Origin of the sequence: Clostridium sp., assembly GCF_021372645.1 — a bacterium.
Classification (GTDB): Bacteria; Bacillota; Clostridia; order Clostridiales; family Clostridiaceae; genus Clostridium.
In genome coordinates, this window is the sequence record NZ_JAJFUC010000012.1 from 1 (window position 1) to 18,958 (window position 18,958).

Annotated in this window: 18 protein-coding genes and 1 pseudogene; 14 read left to right on the plus strand and 5 right to left on the minus strand. The window is 30.3% G+C overall.

The annotated features are described in order from the left end of the window. Positions 1-193: 193 nt before the first annotated feature. Positions 194-1,531, minus strand: a complete 1,338-nt coding sequence (locus tag LLF98_RS01500; RefSeq protein WP_291700135.1) for a PLP-dependent aminotransferase family protein — start codon at positions 1,529-1,531, stop codon at positions 194-196. A gap of 367 nt (positions 1,532-1,898) precedes the next feature. Between LLF98_RS01500 and LLF98_RS01505 the strand changes: the two genes are divergently transcribed. The 5 genes from LLF98_RS01505 to LLF98_RS01525 all read left to right on the plus strand — a co-directional run bounded on the left by LLF98_RS01505 (position 1,899) and on the right by LLF98_RS01525 (position 6,292). Beyond that, positions 1,899-2,552 carry a bifunctional 2-keto-4-hydroxyglutarate aldolase/2-keto-3-deoxy-6-phosphogluconate aldolase gene (locus LLF98_RS01505; RefSeq protein WP_291700137.1) on the plus strand — a complete coding sequence of 218 codons (654 nt, stop codon included), beginning with the start codon at positions 1,899-1,901 and terminating at the stop codon, positions 2,550-2,552. Between the two features lie 50 nt (positions 2,553-2,602). Then, positions 2,603-3,796, plus strand: coding sequence for a pyridoxal phosphate-dependent aminotransferase (locus tag LLF98_RS01510; RefSeq protein WP_291700140.1), 1,194 nt, complete (start codon positions 2,603-2,605; stop codon positions 3,794-3,796). A gap of 135 nt (positions 3,797-3,931) precedes the next feature. After that, positions 3,932-5,665 (plus strand): ferredoxin hydrogenase, encoded by a 1,734-nt coding sequence (locus LLF98_RS01515; RefSeq protein ID WP_291700142.1) that lies wholly within the window; start codon positions 3,932-3,934, stop codon positions 5,663-5,665. Between the two features lie 176 nt (positions 5,666-5,841). Beyond that, on the plus strand, positions 5,842-6,069 hold the full coding sequence (locus tag LLF98_RS01520; RefSeq protein WP_291700144.1) for a hypothetical protein: 228 nt from the start codon (positions 5,842-5,844) through the stop codon (positions 6,067-6,069). Position 6,070: 1 nt separating this feature from the next. After that, the gene (locus tag LLF98_RS01525) at positions 6,071-6,292 is read left to right on the plus strand and encodes a hypothetical protein (protein WP_291700146.1); all 222 of its coding nucleotides are present in this window, start codon (positions 6,071-6,073) and stop codon (positions 6,290-6,292) included. Between the two features lie 118 nt (positions 6,293-6,410). Here LLF98_RS01525 and LLF98_RS01530 read toward each other — a convergent pair whose 3' ends face one another. The 4 genes and pseudogenes from LLF98_RS01530 to LLF98_RS01545 form a co-directional block, all read right to left on the minus strand. After that, positions 6,411-7,220 (minus strand): ABC transporter permease, encoded by an 810-nt coding sequence (locus tag LLF98_RS01530; RefSeq protein WP_291700148.1) that lies wholly within the window; start codon positions 7,218-7,220, stop codon positions 6,411-6,413. After that, on the minus strand, positions 7,207-8,178 hold the full coding sequence (locus tag LLF98_RS01535) for an ATP-binding cassette domain-containing protein (protein WP_291700150.1): 972 nt from the start codon (positions 8,176-8,178) through the stop codon (positions 7,207-7,209). The genes LLF98_RS01530 and LLF98_RS01535 overlap by 14 nt, the downstream gene beginning before the upstream one ends. A 64-nt stretch (positions 8,179-8,242) precedes the next feature. Further along, complete coding sequence (locus LLF98_RS01540) at positions 8,243-8,500, minus strand: metal-sensing transcriptional repressor (RefSeq protein ID WP_291700153.1); 258 nt, start codon at positions 8,498-8,500, stop codon at positions 8,243-8,245. A 208-nt stretch (positions 8,501-8,708) separates the two neighbouring features. Continuing rightward, positions 8,709-9,284 (minus strand): annotated as a pseudogene (locus tag LLF98_RS01545) (histidine phosphatase family protein); the annotation flags it as partial. A gap of 174 nt (positions 9,285-9,458) precedes the next feature. Here LLF98_RS01545 and LLF98_RS01550 point away from each other — a divergent pair. The 9 genes from LLF98_RS01550 to LLF98_RS01590 all read left to right on the plus strand — a co-directional run bounded on the left by LLF98_RS01550 (position 9,459) and on the right by LLF98_RS01590 (position 18,780). Beyond that, on the plus strand, positions 9,459-9,821 hold the full coding sequence (locus LLF98_RS01550) for a LysR family transcriptional regulator (RefSeq protein WP_291700156.1): 363 nt from the start codon (positions 9,459-9,461) through the stop codon (positions 9,819-9,821). Next, positions 9,814-10,305, plus strand: coding sequence for a LysR family transcriptional regulator substrate-binding protein (locus LLF98_RS01555; RefSeq protein ID WP_291700158.1), 492 nt, complete (start codon positions 9,814-9,816; stop codon positions 10,303-10,305). The genes LLF98_RS01550 and LLF98_RS01555 overlap by 8 nt, the downstream gene beginning before the upstream one ends. Positions 10,306-10,636: 331 nt before the next feature. Then, positions 10,637-11,725 (plus strand): 3-phosphoserine/phosphohydroxythreonine transaminase, encoded by a 1,089-nt coding sequence (serC, locus tag LLF98_RS01560; protein ID WP_291700160.1) that lies wholly within the window; start codon positions 10,637-10,639, stop codon positions 11,723-11,725. A 111-nt stretch (positions 11,726-11,836) separates the two neighbouring features. After that, positions 11,837-12,868 carry a [FeFe] hydrogenase H-cluster radical SAM maturase HydE gene (hydE, locus tag LLF98_RS01565; RefSeq protein ID WP_291700162.1) on the plus strand — a complete coding sequence of 344 codons (1,032 nt, stop codon included), beginning with the start codon at positions 11,837-11,839 and terminating at the stop codon, positions 12,866-12,868. A gap of 54 nt (positions 12,869-12,922) precedes the next feature. Next, positions 12,923-13,810 (plus strand): phosphatidylserine decarboxylase, encoded by an 888-nt coding sequence (locus LLF98_RS01570; protein ID WP_291700164.1) that lies wholly within the window; start codon positions 12,923-12,925, stop codon positions 13,808-13,810. Positions 13,811-13,954: 144 nt separating this feature from the next. Next, on the plus strand, positions 13,955-14,881 hold the full coding sequence (locus LLF98_RS01575) for a carbon-nitrogen hydrolase family protein (protein ID WP_291700166.1): 927 nt from the start codon (positions 13,955-13,957) through the stop codon (positions 14,879-14,881). An 87-nt stretch (positions 14,882-14,968) separates the two neighbouring features. After that, a complete protein-coding gene (locus LLF98_RS01580) occupies positions 14,969-16,594 on the plus strand; it encodes a nitrite/sulfite reductase (RefSeq protein ID WP_291700168.1) in 1,626 nt (541 codons plus the stop codon). Between the two features lie 111 nt (positions 16,595-16,705). Continuing rightward, positions 16,706-17,548: a carbon-nitrogen hydrolase family protein gene (locus LLF98_RS01585; protein WP_291700170.1), complete on the plus strand. Its 843-nt coding sequence runs from the start codon at positions 16,706-16,708 to the stop codon at positions 17,546-17,548. 2 nt (positions 17,549-17,550) lie between these two features. Beyond that, positions 17,551-18,780 (plus strand): U32 family peptidase, encoded by a 1,230-nt coding sequence (locus tag LLF98_RS01590; protein WP_291700172.1) that lies wholly within the window; start codon positions 17,551-17,553, stop codon positions 18,778-18,780. Positions 18,781-18,958: the final 178 nt, after the last annotated feature.

The window sequence follows — 18,958 nt, forward strand, 5'->3', positions numbered from 1 at the left end:
ATGATATTAAGTATTGGATTGTTATACATATATTATTCAATATTTATACATAAATTCAAAATATAACATTACATGAAATGCTGTGAAAATACAAGAAAATCGTACTTATTGTGTGTCTATTTTGGTTAGAGCACTCCATAAGTTTGTATTTCTATGTTTAGGTTTTATTTAATAGTTTCTATAAAGGGCGATGCTAATCTAGATGATTTTCAATGCTATTAAGTATTATAGGAATATTTTTAGTGATTTGTTTTTCATTTACTTCGCTAATAGTAATTCTAAAATAGTTATCACTCTTGTATTCTTTGAGGAAACATTCACGTGTATCTAATATTTTTATATTTTTATGATAAAGCGAATTGATTATTTTATCGTAATTCAAAGGAGTGTTAACATAAAAACAGCCAAAGTATCCGGATTCAGGTATATTGTGTTTTATTCTTGGATGTTCATATTCTAATAAAGTATCTTTTAAAGCGCTTATACGATTGGTATATAAATTAACTAATTGCTTCATATGAGAATCAAACATTCCATTCTTTAGGTATATTTCTAGAGCTCCTTGAGATAGTATAGGACTGCTTATGTCAGTCCATCTTTTATATTCTAAAAATTTTTTAATCAATAATTCAGGCATTATAAGAGCAGCAACCCTTAAGCCTGGCATAAGTACTTTTGAATAACTTTTAAGATATATTACTCTTGAAGAAGTATCGTATGAAAACATAGGATCATTTTTTTTATTCATATCTAAATCGGCAGCAATGTCATCTTCAACAACATATACGTCATATTTATCTGCGAGTCTAATAATTTCCTGTTTTTCAAGTTTACTATATGAAGTTCCAGTTGGATTATGAAATCTTGGAATACTATAAAAGAATTTTATATTGCCATATTTAAATAACTTTTCTAATTCATCTAAATTTATTCCGCTAAAGTCTCTATTTATGCCTAGAGTAGGGATGTTATTAAGTTCTAAAAATTTTATCATTCCATAATATGTAGGCTGCTCAACAAGAATATTAGATTTACCATTTGGAAACGGCATAGTTGATAGTATATTTAATGCTTGTTGAGAACTTGATGTAATTATTATGTTATCCGGCTTTGTGAAGATTTGATAGTTTTGAATATGATTTTTTAATACGTTAATTAAAGAGTCTAATCCTCTAGGATCAGAATAAGCAAAAAGTTTCTCTTTGTATAGGTCTATTGCTTGATTTAAACAATGTTGAAAATTTTTATATGGAAAAGACTCACAATTTAAGTTTACAGCTGAAAAATCAATTATTTGATGTTTTGATAAACTTTTATCATGAAAATCATTAATTATATAGTACCCACTTTTAGGAACAGAATAAATAATATGATCTTGTTCAAGTTTTGTATATGCTTTTAAAACTGTACCGGCGCTACACTGAAACAGATTTTGAATAGACCTAATAGAGGGAAGTTTTTTGGGATGAGTCAATTTCTCCGTTTTGATATTATTTTTTATATATTCTACAATCTCTTCATATTTAAGCAAAATTAATCACTCCTTAAATGTTGTACTAGCACAGATTTGAATTTTATTTGTTGATATATAGATTACACTATAATACCATATTTGTATAGTAAATCTTAGTTTAGCACATAAAAAAGTAAGTCATTGTGTAGCTTTTTAGAGGAGATAAGGAGGGAAAAGTTATGGAAGGAAATAACAATAATAACTTAAAGGAAAATGAAATTTTAGTAAGACTATTTTTAAAAAGACTTGGATACAAGGAAGAAATTATTGATAAAGTATGTGAAGTTATTAAATAAGTCAAAAGTTTTAATTAGGCCATAAAACATCGCTAAAAAGATTGAACTAATAAAAAGTTATAATAAGAAATAAAGAAGAGGTGTACAAAATGAAAAGAGAAGAAGTATTAAACAGTATAAAAGAGGCTGGAGTTATTGCTGTAATTAGAGGTGGTTCAAAAGAACAAGCAATTAAATGTGTAGATGCTGCAGTAAAAGGTGGAATAAAAATCATGGAACTTACAATGACAGTACCAAATCCATTAGAAATGCTTAAAGAAGCAGTAGAAAAGTACAAAGATACAGATGTAGTTATTGGATCAGGAACAGTTTTAGATACTGAAACAGCAAGAGCATGCATACTTGCTGGAGCACAATTTATTGTAAGCCCAAGTCTAGATGTAGATACATTAATACTTTGTAATAGATATAAAGTTTTAGTTACTCCAGGTGTAATGACAGTAAGAGATGCAATAACTGCCTTAGAATATGGTGTTGATATAATTAAAATATTCCCAGGTAATTTATATGGACCAGCAGTAATTAAGTCATTTAAAGGGCCTCTTCCACAAGGTGATTTTATGCCAACAGGTGGAGTTTCGGTTGAGAATGTAGGTGAATGGATAAAAGCAGGAGCTGTTGTTGTTGGAACTGGAAGCAACCTAACAAAGGGTGCAGCAACTGATGATTATGTAGCAGTTGAAAATGAAGCTAGAAGATTTGTTGAAGCATATAAAAAAGCAAAGGCAATTGAAGCTAAATAAAAAAGATATAAACCGTGAATTGTAAAATGATTAAAGGGGGCACTTGTAATATGATATTTTCGAAGAAATCAGAACAAATATCACCATCAATTACTTTAGCAATTACGTCTAAAGCAAAGCAAATGAAAAAAGATGGTGCTGATATTATAATTTTAGGAGCAGGAGAACCAGATTTTAATACACCTGAAAATATTAGAAATGTAGCAATAGAAGCAATAGATGAAGGATTTACAAAATATACTCCAGCTTCTGGTATAGATGAATTAAAGAGTGCAATAGCTAATAAGTTCAAAAGAGATAATAATTTAAATTATTCTAACTCTCAAATTATGGTATCAACTGGGGCAAAGCAATGCATATGGAATGTTTTTGCTGCCATTTTAAATCCAGGAGATGAGGTTATTGTGCCTAGACCATATTGGGTCAGTTATCCTGAATTAATTAAACTTGCCGATGGAATACCTGTATTTGCATTTGGAGATGAGAATAATAATTTCAAATATACTAAATCTGTATTAGAAGATGCCGTGAGTTCAATGACTAAAGCAATTTTAATAAATAATCCTAATAATCCAACAGGAGCAGTTTATACTAAGGATGAATTAACTATGATTGCAGAATTCGCAAGGAAACATGATTTAATAATAGTATCTGATGAAATATATGAAAAATTCAATTATGAAAGTGATAAGTATACTAGCATAGCAAGTATTAGCAGTGATTCATATAATAGAACCATAATAATACATGGAGTTTCAAAAACATATGCTATGACTGGATGGAGAATAGGCTATACCCTTGGAAATGAAAAAGTTATTAAATTAATGTCAAGTATACAAAGTCATACTACGTCTAATCCTAATTCAATAGCACAGTATGCCGCAGTAGAGGCATTGAATGGCGACCAAATCTCTGTAAAGGAAATGGTAGATGAGTTTAAGAAAAGAAGAGATTATATAATTGAAGAGATAAATAATACTGAGATGCTTTCCTGCAAAAAGCCGGATGGAGCATTTTATATTATGATTAATATATCGAAAATGCTTGGGAAGGTAGTTGAGGGGAATAAAATTAATAACTCTATAGATTTTTCAAATGTACTCTTAAATAAGGCAAAGGTAGCAGTTATTCCTGGAGATGGATTTGGAGTTAGTGAATTTGTAAGAATATCGTATGCTGCCTCTATGGATAATGTCAAAGAAGGCATTAGAAGAATAATTAAATTTGTAGAAGATTATAAATAAAATAGTATAAAAGAGCGCAAAAAATATTTATTGAATTTTAACTAATAGCGCTTGAAATGAGAAGTTTTTAATTTACAAACTATATTATAGTTATATTGGTAAATTGAAAGATACAACACATGGAGGGTTATTATAATGATAAATATAACAATTGATGAAAAAAATATTAATATAAATGATGAAAATACAACTGTATTAAAAGCAGCATTAGATAATGGTATAGATATACCAACTTTGTGCTATCTCAATGAGTGTGGAAACGTAGGAAAATGTGGGGTTTGTGCTGTAGAGATCGAAGGGAAAAATAATATAGCACTTGCCTGCATAACAAAGGTTGAAGATGGAATGGTCATAAGAACAGATTCGGAAAAAGTACAAGAAAGGGTAAAAACGAGAGTAGCAGCATTACTTGATAAACATGAATTTAAATGTGGACCGTGTAATAGAAGAGAAAATTGTGAGTTCTTGAAATTAGTAATAAAAACAAAGGCAAAAGCGAATAAAACCTTTGTAGTTGAAGATAAAACAGAATATATTAATGAGAGAAGTAAATCAATAATTATTGATAGAAGTAAATGTGTGCTATGTGGAAGATGTGTAGCAGCCTGCAAAGAAAAAACAGGTACTGAAATGATTCAAATTGTAGGTAAAGGCGCAGAGAGAAAAGTTTCTTCAGTAGATGATAAATGCTTTGATGATACTAATTGCTTATTATGTGGACAATGTATTGCAGCATGTCCAGTAGCGGCTTTATCTGAAAAACCGCATATAGATAGAGTTAAAGAGGCCTTAGAAGATCCTAATAAACATGTAATAGTTGCAATAGCCCCATCAATTAGGGCTTCAATTGGAGAATTGTTTAGATTAGGCTATGGTGTAGATGTAACAGGAAAGTTATATACAGTATTAAGAATGCTTGGCTTTAAAAAAATATTTGATATTAATTTTGGAGCTGACATGACAATAATGGAAGAGGCAACTGAATTTGTTCAAAGAGTTAAAAAGAATGGACCATTTCCGATGTTTACATCATGCTGTCCATCTTGGGTTAGATTAGTTGAAAAGTATTATCCTGATTTTTTGGAAAATTTATCTACTGCAAAATCTCCTCAGCAAATCTTTGGAACTGCAAGTAAAACTTATTATCCGCAAATAGAGGGATTAGATCCCAAAAATATATTTACAGTAACGGTAATGCCTTGTACCTCAAAGAAATATGAGGCAGATAGAAAAGAGATGATTAGTAATGGGATTAAAAATATAGATGCTGTAATTACTACACGAGAATTAGCCAAAATGATTAAAGAAGCAAAGATTAATTTTGCTGATTTAGAGGATAGTAAAGCAGATCCAGCAATGGGAGAATATACTGGAGCTGGAGTTATATTTGGTGCTACAGGTGGTGTTATGGAAGCAGCGCTTAGAAGTGCTAAGGATTTTATAGAAAATAAAGATTTAAATAATATAGATTATACTCAAGTTAGAGGATTTGATGGAATAAAAGAGGCTGAGGTAGAAATCGGTGGAGAGCAATATAATGTGGCTGTAATTAATGGTGCTTCAAATTTATTTGAGTTTATGAAAAGTGGAAAATTAAATGAAAAACAATATCACTTTATAGAAGTTATGGCTTGTCCTGGTGGATGCATAAATGGAGGAGGACAACCACATATAAGTGCAAAGGAAAGAGAAAAAGTAGATATTAAAGCATTAAGAGCTTCTGTCTTATATAATCAGGACAAAAATTTGAAAAAAAGAAAATCCCATGAAAATACAGCATTATTAAAAATGTATGAAAATTATGAAGAAGCTCCAGGAGAAGGCTGGGCACACAAATTATTACACATAAAATACAATGAGCAAAAATAATTATATAAGCCGTGTTAAAGATTTTATATGACTTACTTGATATGTGAATTTACAAAAGTAATCATTAATGTAGCTTTATTATTAATAACTATATAAAATAATTTGATGTTTGACAATGGCTGTCTATTCTGAAATATGTTTAGCAGCTATTTTTTTAATGTGTGGAGATATTTATTATGAATATTAATGAATTAATTAGTTTCTTAAAAGTATGTGAAATGAAAAGTATTTCTAAAGATTCAAAAGATCTTTTTATTTCGGCGCAAGGTTTTAGTAAAATAATAAAAAATTTAGAAAAAGATCTTTATTCAGAAGAAATGAAAGATATGATTTGTTTAACACCTGAACAAGAGAATACTTTGACACACTTGCATTTATGGACCCGATGGAGAACCAATCAGTGAAATGATTTCAGCAGAAACGGAAGGAATAGCGTATGCTGAAATAGATGTAGAAAAAACAATAGATTTTAAATATTATATTGATCCAGCAGACCATTATTCAAACCAAAGCTTAACCATGAATTTTAATCAAAATCCTACACAAGTTGTTAGAAAGTTTGGAGAAAGTAAAAATAGGGTTATAACATATGAAGAAATTAATTTATCGTTAGGAAGCGAAGAATAAAAAACACTTATATATACAAAATAAAAGGCGCAGATTTGCGCCTTTTATATATGAAAATTAAATTTTCACCATTTAAATATTATAACTTTTACTAGCACAATGGCTTAAATAATATACATTACTTAGCACCAGTTGCCATTTTCGTAAATCTTTTTCCACCCCAATATCCCATAATCAAAATACTTATTATCAATCCGATAATACTGTATAGCATAGGCATATGCGTAATATTTGGTGTGAGAATCGATCTTAAGGCTTCATTTGCGTACACAAGAGGATTCACAAGTACAATTTTTTGAATGATTGGAGTTGTGGAAAGGTCTCCCCAGGAAAAGAAGATGGCGCCTAAGAACACAACAGGCATTAAAAATCCAGGAAACATGGCAGCAATTTGTATAGGTTTGATAATAGTGCCAACTAAAAGACCCAAACATGCTGAGGCAATTGAAATTAAAATCAATACAGGAATAAGCATAAGGAGCTGTGATGGTGTTACAACAATATCAAGAGCATTTCCCATGAAAATGAGTGATATAGGTAAAACAATAGCTCCGCCTATAAAAGATTCAATAATGCCGACTACCATTTTCGCCAAAGCGATTATATTAATATGCACAGGAGCTAACAATCGATCTTCAATTTCACGTAAGTTGTTAAAATCCATGGTGAATGGAACAGCTGTACCATGAATACCTGTAATCAGCATACTCATTCCTATCATTCCGGAAAACATTCTATTTGGAAAGTTTGGTGGAAGTAATCCGATTCTTGGAAGGACATATCCATAGGTTAATATCAAAATAAATGGCAGCATTGCAACACGGAAAACAAATTCCCATTTATCTCTCAGCTGAATGATAAGGTCACGCTTAACCATGGTTTTAAAAGCTGTAAATGTTGTACCTTTTTCTTTATTATTTGTTTTCATGATTTATAATCTCCTTTCCTGTTAGATGAATGAAAACATCATCCAATGTGCTGGAACTCAAGCTTATATTTTGTAATGTTGTATTTTGCTGTTTTATCCAGTTGATTAAATAGTTGAAATCAGGTTGTGCGTCATTCATATAAAGCAGAAGCAATCCATTTTGAATGGCGGCTTTTTTTACACCAGGTAATGTTTTTGCAGTTTCCACATTACTTGGATTTAAGTTAGATAATTTCATAGATACAATGTTATTGGAAGGAATCATTGCCTTAAGTTCAGAGGAAGTACCAAGTGCTTTCAATTCGCCCTGATTGACTATTGCGATACGCTCGCAAAGTTGTTCTGGTTCCTCCATGTAGTGGGTAGTAAGAAAAATTGTTGTACCAGCAGTTTTGTTAAGTGCAGTCATCTGTTCCCATAAAATAGCTCGATAGCTAGGGTCGAGTCCTGTTGTTGGTTCATCTAAAAAAAGTATTTCTGGAGTATGCATCATTGCCCTAGCAATTTTTAGCCTTTGCGCCATACCGCCAGAATAACTTCGCACATAATCATGTTGTCTGTCTGCAAGACCGAATTTTTCCAGATATTCATCAGCTTTTTTATTTGCGGTTTTTGTTTCAATTCCAAAGTATTTTGCATGGTAGATTAGATTTTCTCTTGCTGTTAATCCTCTGTCTAAATTGTTGTGCTGTGCGACAACACCAATCTTTCTTCTTGCTTTAACCGGATTTTCAATTAAAGATACCCCATCTAGTATTATTTCCCCAGCAGTGGCAGTTCTTTGCGTAGTTAGTATGCTTATGGTTGTGCTTTTACCTGCGCCATTTGGACCTAAAAAGCCAAATACCTCACCTCGTTCCACATTAAAGCTGATATCTTTTACAGCTTCGATTTTATGCCCGTTTTTCATATGAAAGGTTCTTTTCAAATTTTTAACCTCTAAAATATTATTTTTCATATTAATACCTCGCTTATCTATTATTGCAATAACATTGCTATAATTTTCATTTCAAAAATTACTTTCAAAGTTTGTCCATAACTTCTATTATTTCAGTAATTTTTTTGTGTTGATCGCCTTTTTCAAAGGCTTCTTCTACACAGCCATTTAAGTGTGCATGAAGTACATCCTTGTTTACATTGCGTAAAATTGCAATTGTAGCCATAAGTTGATTGGATATATCAATACAATAACGATCATCATCAACCATTTTAAGTAAACCATCAAGCTGCCCTCTGGCAGTTTTTAAAAGACGTATTACTTTTTCTTTTTCAGCTTTCATATTTTTCCCTCCTATCTCGATTAAATATTTTCTCAATTATAATTTTAACTTCTTAAGATTATATTGAATAAATTGTTGGAAATACACTGCACCCTGGGTGGGGGTGTTTATATTTTAGGTCATAACCTAATCTGTTTCAACATAAAAAAAACTCCTCTGTGCTAGTACAGAAAAGAATTTTTATGTATATTTTTAAAGAGTGTAATAATTATTTGTAATGAGAGGTATCTCTGTATAATAATATTTTAGGCACTCCATTGCAGATACTTATTTTTGAAAGACTTGCTGGATTGATATCTAGATTATTAGAAATTACATTTATATCTTGATTTTTAAAATATGATATTATTACCTTTACAGTGATTCTATGTGTTACAATCATGATATTTTTGCCTTGATTTGAATTTATAATGTTTTTGAGTGTAGGTATAACTCTATTTTTTAATTTATCATAAGATTCACCTTCACCAATTGGAGTGTATTTTGCAGGATCATTCCAAAAATTATTCCAAGCTTCAGGATATTTTTTTATAATATCAATTTGTTTATTTCATTCCCATTCACCCATATTGATTTCTTTCAATTTCGTTGATGTATAAAGAGGAATATTTCTATTTCCTTGTATGATTTTAGCAGTATCATAAGCTCGTTTGCATTCGCTAGAATATATTAATTAGATTTTTTCATTTATTAGTCTATCATGTAATTTTTCAGCTTGAGTTACTCCGACTTTAGTTAGAGGAGAGTCTTTGTGTCTCTGCATTCTTCCTTCTAAATTCCACTCTGTTTGTCCATGTCAAATCAAATAGATAATAGTTTGTTCCATATTTTTCTCCTAAATTATTTATTATAAATAATGCCAGCAATAATTTATAAGGAAAGTATAGCAAAAGTTAATATATATTTATAATATATGCTATTATGGTATTCATAAATAAAATTTATGAATGGAGCAAATATGAATTTACATGGACTAAGATTATTTTATAAAGTAGCTAAAGCAGGAAGCGTAACAGTTGCAGCAGAGCAATTGAAAATAAGCCAGCCTGCAATTATAGCGCAAATTAAAAAAATTGAAAAAGAAAATAGTATTAAATTGTTTTTACCACAAGGGAGAGGGATTTCTTTAAGTGAAATTGGAAAGTGTCTGATAAAGGAAACAGAGGCAATTTTTAAAATAGAAGATAGAATGGAAACATTAATTGATAATTATAAGCAAGGTAAAAATGGTACTTTGAAAATAGCAGGTAATTATCTCTCAACTAATTTTTTGATACCTATATGGGTGACTAAATTAAAACAAGAGAATAAAGATGATTAACACGCTGAACAGTGAAAATGCTATTAATAAGCTTATTTCATATGGGGTAGATGTTGCTATTTTAGGGAGTGGTGCAGCTGAATATGCAGACAAAATTAATAGTGCTAAAATAATGGATGATGATTTATGGTTTGTAGCTTCTTCAAACCACAAATACGCCAACAAAACAGTCAGTTTAAATGATATTATGTTAGAGCCTATTATAATGAGAGAAGATGGAAGTTATACTAGAAGACTTTTGGAATCAATTTGCTATATCAATAGTATTAAACTGCCTAAAATAGAACTTGAATTTAACGGACTTCATGAAGCACTTATGGTTTCTGCATCTGGTTATGCAGTAACTTTTTGTTCGTCAATAGCAGCTAAAGAATTTATTGAGATAGAAAAATTGGCTAGAATTTATGTAGATAATATCAATCTCAAAAATGAGATTATTATCTGTGTACGAAAAGATGAAGAAGAGACAAACTTAGTTAAATAGTTTATGTCAGTTATAAAAGCTTAACAATTATGAGAATTTGATTATATAAAACATATAGATATTTATACTAGTACAGATTGAAATTTTATTTCTTGATATTTATATTGTTCTAATATAAATTATAAATTACAAAATGAAGTAGAGATACTAAAATAGATAATTTAATTTATTGCTTGTGATCTATGTTTTGTATAGATTGTTGAGGAAGAATTATAGATTAGTTGTAAGTGATAAATAAATTTTCATAATTATTATCTACATGTTTCTAAGACATGATTTCATTGTAATGGCCAATTAATTAGATTGGTTTTATTAAAGGGGGCTTATAAAAATGTCAAGAATTTATAATTTTTCAGCAGGACCTGCTGTATTACCAGAAGAGGTCCTAAAACAAGCAGCGGAGGAAATGCTGGATTACAATAGTACTGGTATGTCAGTTATGGAAATGAGTCATCGCTCGAAAGCTTTTGAGGAGATTATAACTGATGCAGAGAAAACATTAAGAGAATTGATGAATATACCAGATAACTACAAGGTACTATTTCTTCAAGGTGGTGGCTCACAACAGTTTGCAATGATTCCAATGAATTTAATGAGGAATAGAGTTGCAGATTATATTAAAACTGGACAATGGTCTAAAAAAGCAATAGAAGAAGCAAAAATATTTGGAAAAGTTAACATTATAGCTTCTTCAGAAGATAAGAATTACACATATATACCAGATTTAAAGAATTTAAAGATTTCTGATGATGCAGATTATCTTTATATATGCCACAATGAAACAGTCCATGGAATTAAATATAATGAAATTCCTGAAATAGGAGATAAAATATTAGTAGCTGATATGTCATCTGATTTCTTATCTGAACCTGTAGACGTATCAAAGTATGGATTAATTTATGCAGGAGCACAAAAAAATATTGGACCAGCTGGGGTGGTTGTAGTAATTATTCGTGAAGATCTAATTACAGATGATGTGCTTCCAGGTACTCCGACAATGTTAGAATATAAAATCCATGCTGACAACAAATCATTATATAATACACCACCAGCATATGGGATATACATATGTGGAAAAGTATTTAAATGGCTTCAAAAAATAGGAGGATTAGAAGTAATGAAGCATATAAATGAAAAAAAGGCGGATATATTATACGATTTCCTTGATTCAAGTAGCATGTTTAAAGGAACAGTTGTAAAGAAAGATCGTTCTTTGATGAATGTACCATTTGTAACTGCCAATGATGAATTAGATGCTAAATTTGTAAAAGAAGCTAAAGCGGCAGGATTCGAAAACTTAAAGGGACACAGAACTGTTGGTGGAATGAGAGCAAGTATATACAATGCTATGCCAATAGAAGGTGTTAAAGCTTTAGTAGAATTCATGAAAAAATTTGAAGAGGAAAACAAAATATTATAGTCAGCCGAAATCGTAACTGATTGTTAATTAAATGATGAATGCTAATTGGATGATACATAGCACTTTGCTTTTAGAGAACTAAAAATATTATTATGTTTTAGGAGGATATCCATGAATACAAAGCTTATTGAAAAGGCTGAGAAAAGTCATAATTTAAATAAGGAAGAGCTAATATCTATACTTAAAGATAGTAGTATAGATAAGAAACTGTTTGAAGCAGCTGATAGGGTTAGGGAAAAATATATGGGAGATGAGGTTCATTTACGGGGGATTATCGAATTTTCTAATATATGCAAAAGGGATTGTTTATATTGTGGCTTAAGAAAGTCTAATTATAATATTAAAAGATATAGGTTGATGCCAGATGAAATAATAGATTTAGCAAAGAAAGCAGTAGGATATGGATATAAGAGTATTGTTTTACAATCAGGAGAAGATTCTTATTATACAGTAAATATGCTTAAATATATAATATCAAGTATAAAGAAATTGTATATAGCAGTTACATTGAGTTTGGGAGAAAAATCTTTGGAGGAATATAAAGCTTATAAAGAGTCAGGCGCGGACAGATATTTGCTTAGAATAGAAACTACTAATAAAAAACTTTATGAAGATTTAGATCCAGGAATGATCTATGAGAATAGAAAAAGATGTCTTAGAGATTTAAAATATTTAGGTTATGAAGTTGGAACAGGTAATTTAGTAGGTTTGCCTAATCAAACTATAGAATCTATAGCTGATGATATACTGTTCTTTAAAGAGATAGATGCAGATATGATTGGTTTAGGTCCATTTATTCCAAATGAAGACACTCCATTAAGAGATTTTAAAGCAGATAATTTTACAATGAGCTTAAAAGCAATGGCTTTAGTTAGATTGTTACTTCCAGATTCTAATGTACCTGCAACAACTGCAATGGAAAGCTTAAATAGAAATGGTAGAATAATTGCCCTTTCAAGTGGAGCAAACGTTGTTATGCCAAATATTACAGAAGGAGAATATAGAAAGTTATATGCCATTTATCCAGGGAAAATATGCATAAATGATACACCAAATCAATGTTGGAATTGCATTAATGGAAAGATAGCTTCTATAGGGAGAACAGTATCAAAAGAACTTGGTTCTAGAAAGAAGGTAATTTGAATATAATGTATTTTTGCAATGGGACAAGTTTTGCTCAATTAAGAAAGGTTAATTATGATTAAGTATTTTGATAGAAATACAAAAAAATATGAAATTGAAAATGTTGCAGGTGATAAGTATCTTAATTATATTTATTCATCACCTATAGGAATGAGTTTGTTAGAAATAATAATTAAAAAGAAGTTTTTTTCAAAAATATATGGATATTTTTGTAATACTAAGATAAGCAGAAAGAAAATTAATTCATTTATAAATGATTTTAATATAGATTCTTCAATTTTTGAAAAGGAAGCTAGTGAGTTTAAGTCCTTTAATGATTTTTTTACAAGGAAGTTAAAAAAGGAATTTAGACCAATAGATTCGCAGGAGCAATCTTTAACCTCACCAGGAGATGGAAAGCTGGCAGTTTATGAGAATATTGATTTGAATAAAATAGTTCATATCAAAGGTTCTAGATATAAAATAAATGAACTTATTAATGATGAGAATATATCTAAAGATTTTTTAGGTGGAACTTGTTTAGTTTTAAGACTTTGTCCTACAGACTATCATAGATTTCATTTTATAGATAGTGGGATATGTAGTGAAAGCTTTAGAATACATGGAGATTACTATTCAGTAAATCCAATAGCTTTAAGTAATATTCCAGAGATTTTTTGTAGAAATGAAAGACAATGGAGTATTCTCGCAACAGAAAATTTTGGACGAGTACTATTCATTGAGGTTGGAGCAACTTGTGTTGGTTCAATAATTCAAACTTATAAACCTAATATGCATGTTACTAAAGGAGATGAAAAGGGATATTTTAAATTTGGAGGATCTACAATTATAATGATATTACAAAAAGGCGCTGTGAAGATAGATAGTGATATAGTATATCAAACTCAGAAAGGCTTTGAAACTAAGGTGATTATGGGAGAAAAAGTTGGTTGTAAAATTTAATGAGTTAATTATAATTCTCTATCTGTACTAGCACAGATAGAGAATTTATTTGTTGATATAAAATTTACACTATATTAATATGAGTACAAAGATAAGAACTTGCGATAAAAGCAATGAATAAAAATTATTTGGGGAGTGAGTAATGTGGCTAATATAAATAAAACTGTAAAAGTAGCAGTAGTACAAGCGGCACCTGTAATTATGAATTTAGATTGTACTGTTGCTAAAACTTTAGAATTGATCAATCAAGCAAAGAAGGCTAAAGCAGAGATAGTGGTTTTTCCAGAATCTTTTATCCCTGCTTATCCAAGGGGGCTGTCATTTGGATTTGTAGTTGGAAGTAGGACAATGGAAGGACGTAAAGATTGGCAAAGATACTATGAGAATTCTGTTAAAGTTCCTAGCAAAGTTACTGACATATTAGGTAAAGCAGCAAAAGATGCAGAAATATATTTATCTATAGGTATTACTGAGAGAGATGGAGATGAATTAAATAGTACACTTTATTGTACAAATTTATTTTTTGGTCCAGATGGGAAATTATTAGGTAAACATAGAAAATTAAAACCTACTGGCACAGAACGTTGTATTTGGGGCGAAGGGGATGGAAGCACTTTAACTGTATTAGAGACCCCTTATGGGAAAATGAGCTCATTAATATGTTGGGAAAACTATATGCCATTAGCACGTACTGCTATGTATGCAAAAGGAGTATCAATTTATATTGCTCCAACAGCAGATTCAAGGGAAGAATGGCAGTGCACTATGAGACACATTGCTTTAGAAGGTAGGTGTTTCGTAATTGGATGTAATCAATATGTGGAAAAAGGAATGTATCCAACTGATCTTAATTATTATAATGAATTAGAATCACAACCTGATGTTATGTGTTCTGGTGGAAGCTGTATTGTTGATCCATTTGGAAAATATGTAAAAGAACCAGTTTACAATAAAGAAGATATCCTAATTGCTGATTTACAATTAGACCAAATTACACAAAGCAGATTAGATTTTGATGTTAATGGTCATTATTCAAGACCAGATGTATTTAAATTATCCATACAAGAATAGGAATGGTTATGTTTTACATAGTAAAAGATATTACAATGGTTCTAACAAAAGTTCTAAAAACTATATTGCAGAGTAAGGTAGATTCATATGATAACAATCACAAAAGAGATTTTAAAAAGTGTGGAAGAATTTAAAAGTAACTTACAATTATTTTATGAAGGAAAGATAGAAGATTTTAAGTCTTTTACCTCTATTATGGGAATATACAAAGAAAGGTTGACTGAGACATATATGGTGAGACCAAGAATACCAGGCGGATGTGCAACATTAGAGCAATTAAGAACAATAAGCGAAATAGCAAAAAAATATGGTGAAGGTAAAATACGTTTTACATCAAGACAAGATATCCAATTTCATTCTGTAAAAATAGATGATTTAAGCAAAGTGTTAGATGAATTGATAGAAGCAGGATTAACTACCAAAGCAGCTGGAGGAGATGGTGTAAGGAATGTTGCATGTTCTCCTCTTTCTGGTGTAGCAGTAGATGAAGTTTTTGATGTCACTCCATATATGAAAGCAGTTGCAAATTATATGATGGAAGATCCTAAAAATCTTAAATTACCTAGAAAGTACAAAATAGCATTTTCAAATAGCTCAGAAGATACTGTTAATGCGACAATAACAGATATAGGATTTATAGCTAAAATAGTTAATGGAAAAAGAGGGTTTGAAGTATATGGTGCAGGAGGACTTGGTGGTGGGCCAAGAGTGGGTATAAAGCTTGAAGATTTTATAGACCACAAGGATGCATTATATTACATACAAGCTATGAAGCAGATTTTTGAAAGAGAAGGGGATAGAGAAAACAGGCATAAAGCTAGATTAAGATTTGTTCTTCAAAGATTAGGGGAAGAAGCATTTAGAGAAATGTTTATAGCTGAACTTGCTAAAGTGAGAACTGAAAAAAATCTAACACTTAACATAGATTATAACCAAGAGCAAGAAGATATAGTAAAAATAAAAGAAGTTAATGCAAAACAATGGGATAAGAAGTATGAAAATAGAATAATTAATCAAAAGCAAGAAGGCTACTACACAGTATATATCCATCCAGTTAGCGGTAATATTACTACTGATAAGATGGATATTATATTGAACTTCTTAGCAAATTTAGAGTATAAAGTATCTATAAGATTAACTATGACACAAGGATTTTATGTAAGAGATTTAAAAGAAAGTGATGCACAAAAATTAATTGACTTAACAAGTGACTTTTCTTCTATATTTAACATAGATAGCTCGGTGGTTTGCGCTGGACCTAAGATTTGTAAGTTTGGAATAAATAATTCTCAAGGATTATTAAAAAAAATTATTGAAACTTTTAAGGATAAACCTTTTGAAGTGAAAAATGCTCTGCCACAATTGCTTATATCAGGATGTCCAAATTCATGTGCCCAACCTCAAAAAGGAATTATTGGCCTTATTGGAAAGAGAAAGCGTACTGAAGATGGCATGATACCAGCATATTCTATACTATTTAACGGTAAGGCAGGACCAGATGTTGCAAGATTTGGTGAAGTTTATGGAGAAGTTGCAGCTAAAAAAATACCTACCTTCTTTGAAGAACTAGCACAGTTAAAAGTTAATTCTGGATATGAAGATTTTGTTCAATTTATAGAAAATAAAGAAACAGAAATAAGAGAATTAGTAGATAAATATTCTACATTAGAAGGTATTAGTGAAAGACCAGACTTATATTTTGATTTTGAATAGGAGAATTTGAAATAAGGAGAAAGAAAGTCATGACTATAGCTAAATATATAGATCACACAATGCTCTTTTTAGAATATTTATTACATTTAAATTAAAAATGAGGTGATAGTTATGAGAATTGCTTTAGCACAAATGAAAATTACTGGAAAAATTAACGATAATTTAGAGAAGGTATTAAATTTAATAGAAGAAGCAGCTAGAAATGGAGCGCAACTTATTTGTTTTCCTGAATTGCAGTTAACTCCATTCTTTCCCCAGTATGAAGGATTAGATGCATCTAATTATGCAATTTCAATTGATGATAAGAAAATTAAAAGTATTCAAGAAAAATGCAAAGAGTTTAAAATAATATCAATTCCAAATATATATTTAAAAGAAGGAGATAAGTATTTTGATGCTTCATTAGTAGTTAACAGTGATGGAGAAATATTAGGGACGTCAAAAATGGTTCATATAGCTCAGTGTTATCAATTTTATGAACAAGATTATTATCAGCCGTCTGATACTGGATTTAAAGTTTATGAAACAACAATAGGAAAAATAGGTATTATAATCTGTTTTGATAGACATTTGCCAGAAAGTTTTAGAGTATGTGCTTTAGAAGGAGCAGATATAATAATAATTCCTACTGCTAACGTGAAAAGTGAGCCTTTAGAAATGTTTGAATGGGAAGTAATAATTTCTTCAATGCAAAACAGCGTTTTTACAGTTATGTGTAATAGAGTTGGTAAAGAGGGGGAGATGGACTTTGCGGGAGAGTCCATAGTAGTTGAACCGAGTGGGAATGTAGCAATTAAGGCTGATGATAAGGAACAATTAATTTATGCTGATATCAATATCAATGAAGCGGCTAAATATAGGAACGAGAAACCATTTATGAGTTTAAGAAGACCAGTTGTTTATTCAAAAATTACTAGCAATAAGACGAAGACTTTTAAGTATGAGGAGAATTAAGTATGTATAAACCAGAACTTTTGGCACCGGCTGGAAATTTAGAGAAACTTAAAACCGCTATAGATTTTGGTGCTGATGCAGTATATCTTGGAGGGAATAAACTAAATTTAAGGGCAGCCGCAGATAATTTTACAATAGAAGAATTAAAAGAAGGACTTGAATATGCACATTCAAGAGGAAGAAAAGTACATGTTACATTAAATGTAATTCCACATAATGACGATTTAACAGGTATTGAAGATTACATTACTGAATTATATGAAATAGGTGTTGATGCTGTACTTATTGCTGATCCAGGGATTTTTAGTATAACTCGTGAAGTGGCTCCAAATCTTGAAATACATTTAAGCACTCAGGCAAGTAATTTAAACTACAAATCTGCGCTTTTTTGGCATAAGGCAGGGGTTAAAAGAATTGTAGCTGCAAGAGAGATGAGTCTTGAAGAATTAAAGACAATGAGAAAAGAACTGCCAGAAACATGTGATATAGAAGTTTTTGTTCATGGAGCAATGTGCATGGGGTATTCTGGTAAGTGTTTATTATCAAATTATATAACTGGCAGAGATTCTAATAGAGGATCTTGTACGCAGCCTTGTAGATTTAAGTACCAACTATATGAAGAGACAGAATTTGGAGATTATAATAAAATCACTGGAGATGATAATGGAATTAATTTTATGAGCTCAAAGGATTTATGTATGATAGAACATATTCCTGAACTTATTGAAGTGGGTATAAATTCTCTTAAAATTGAAGGAAGAATGAAAAGTTCATATTATGTGGCATCTGTAGTAAAAGTTTATAGAGAGGCCATCGATAAATTTATAAGTGATCCTAAAAATTATAAATTTGATTCTAAATTGATAGAAGAACTTGAAAAACCTAGTCACAGGCCATATACAACAGGTTTTTACTTTGATGAAGAAGCAAGACAAAATTATAAAAGTTCAGCATATATTCAAAATTATGATATGGTAGGTATTGTGAAAGATTACAATAGGGATACTAATATTGCAAAGATACAGCAAAGAAATAAAGTTTACAATGGGGATTTGGTTGAAGTCTTAGCCATAAAAGGAGATAACAAGATTATAAAATTTGAAGATATGAGAAAAGAAAATGGTGAAGTTATAGAAAGTGCAAATTGTCCACAAATGATTTTTACTGTGAAGTGCAAACAAGAACTAAAGATTGGAGATATACTTACTAGAAAAAGGATTGGTAATAATTAAATGATAACTTCTGTAAAGTAGTATCCTTAAGTTATAGATATATATGTTGCAAAATGAAAACTTCAAAAATAACTATCAAGAAAAAATATCCATAAATATAAATCAACTAAAATATCCAAACTAAAAATAAAATTATCGAGAGGTGTTAACTATGGATGTTTTAGTGCTTAATAAGATT

Coding starts and splice junctions, on each gene's coding strand:
- LLF98_RS01505 (WP_291700137.1), top strand. CDS start 1,899: ATGAAAAGAGAAGAAGTATTAAACAGTATAAAAGAGGCTGGAGTTATT.
- LLF98_RS01510 (WP_291700140.1), top strand. CDS start 2,603: ATGATATTTTCGAAGAAATCAGAACAAATATCACCATCAATTACTTTA.
- LLF98_RS01515 (WP_291700142.1), top strand. CDS start 3,932: ATGATAAATATAACAATTGATGAAAAAAATATTAATATAAATGATGAA.
- LLF98_RS01520 (WP_291700144.1), top strand. CDS start 5,842: ATGAATATTAATGAATTAATTAGTTTCTTAAAAGTATGTGAAATGAAA.
- LLF98_RS01525 (WP_291700146.1), top strand. CDS start 6,071: ATGATTTCAGCAGAAACGGAAGGAATAGCGTATGCTGAAATAGATGTA.
- LLF98_RS01530 (WP_291700148.1), bottom strand. CDS start 7,220: ATGAAAACAAATAATAAAGAAAAAGGTACAACATTTACAGCTTTTAAA.
- LLF98_RS01535 (WP_291700150.1), bottom strand. CDS start 8,178: ATGAAAAATAATATTTTAGAGGTTAAAAATTTGAAAAGAACCTTTCAT.
- LLF98_RS01540 (WP_291700153.1), bottom strand. CDS start 8,500: ATGAAAGCTGAAAAAGAAAAAGTAATACGTCTTTTAAAAACTGCCAGA.
- LLF98_RS01550 (WP_291700156.1), top strand. CDS start 9,459: ATGAATTTACATGGACTAAGATTATTTTATAAAGTAGCTAAAGCAGGA.
- LLF98_RS01555 (WP_291700158.1), top strand. CDS start 9,814: ATGATTAACACGCTGAACAGTGAAAATGCTATTAATAAGCTTATTTCA.
- serC (WP_291700160.1), top strand. CDS start 10,637: ATGTCAAGAATTTATAATTTTTCAGCAGGACCTGCTGTATTACCAGAA.
- hydE (WP_291700162.1), top strand. CDS start 11,837: ATGAATACAAAGCTTATTGAAAAGGCTGAGAAAAGTCATAATTTAAAT.
- LLF98_RS01570 (WP_291700164.1), top strand. CDS start 12,923: ATGATTAAGTATTTTGATAGAAATACAAAAAAATATGAAATTGAAAAT.
- LLF98_RS01580 (WP_291700168.1), top strand. CDS start 14,969: ATGATAACAATCACAAAAGAGATTTTAAAAAGTGTGGAAGAATTTAAA.
- LLF98_RS01585 (WP_291700170.1), top strand. CDS start 16,706: ATGAGAATTGCTTTAGCACAAATGAAAATTACTGGAAAAATTAACGAT.
- LLF98_RS01590 (WP_291700172.1), top strand. CDS start 17,551: ATGTATAAACCAGAACTTTTGGCACCGGCTGGAAATTTAGAGAAACTT.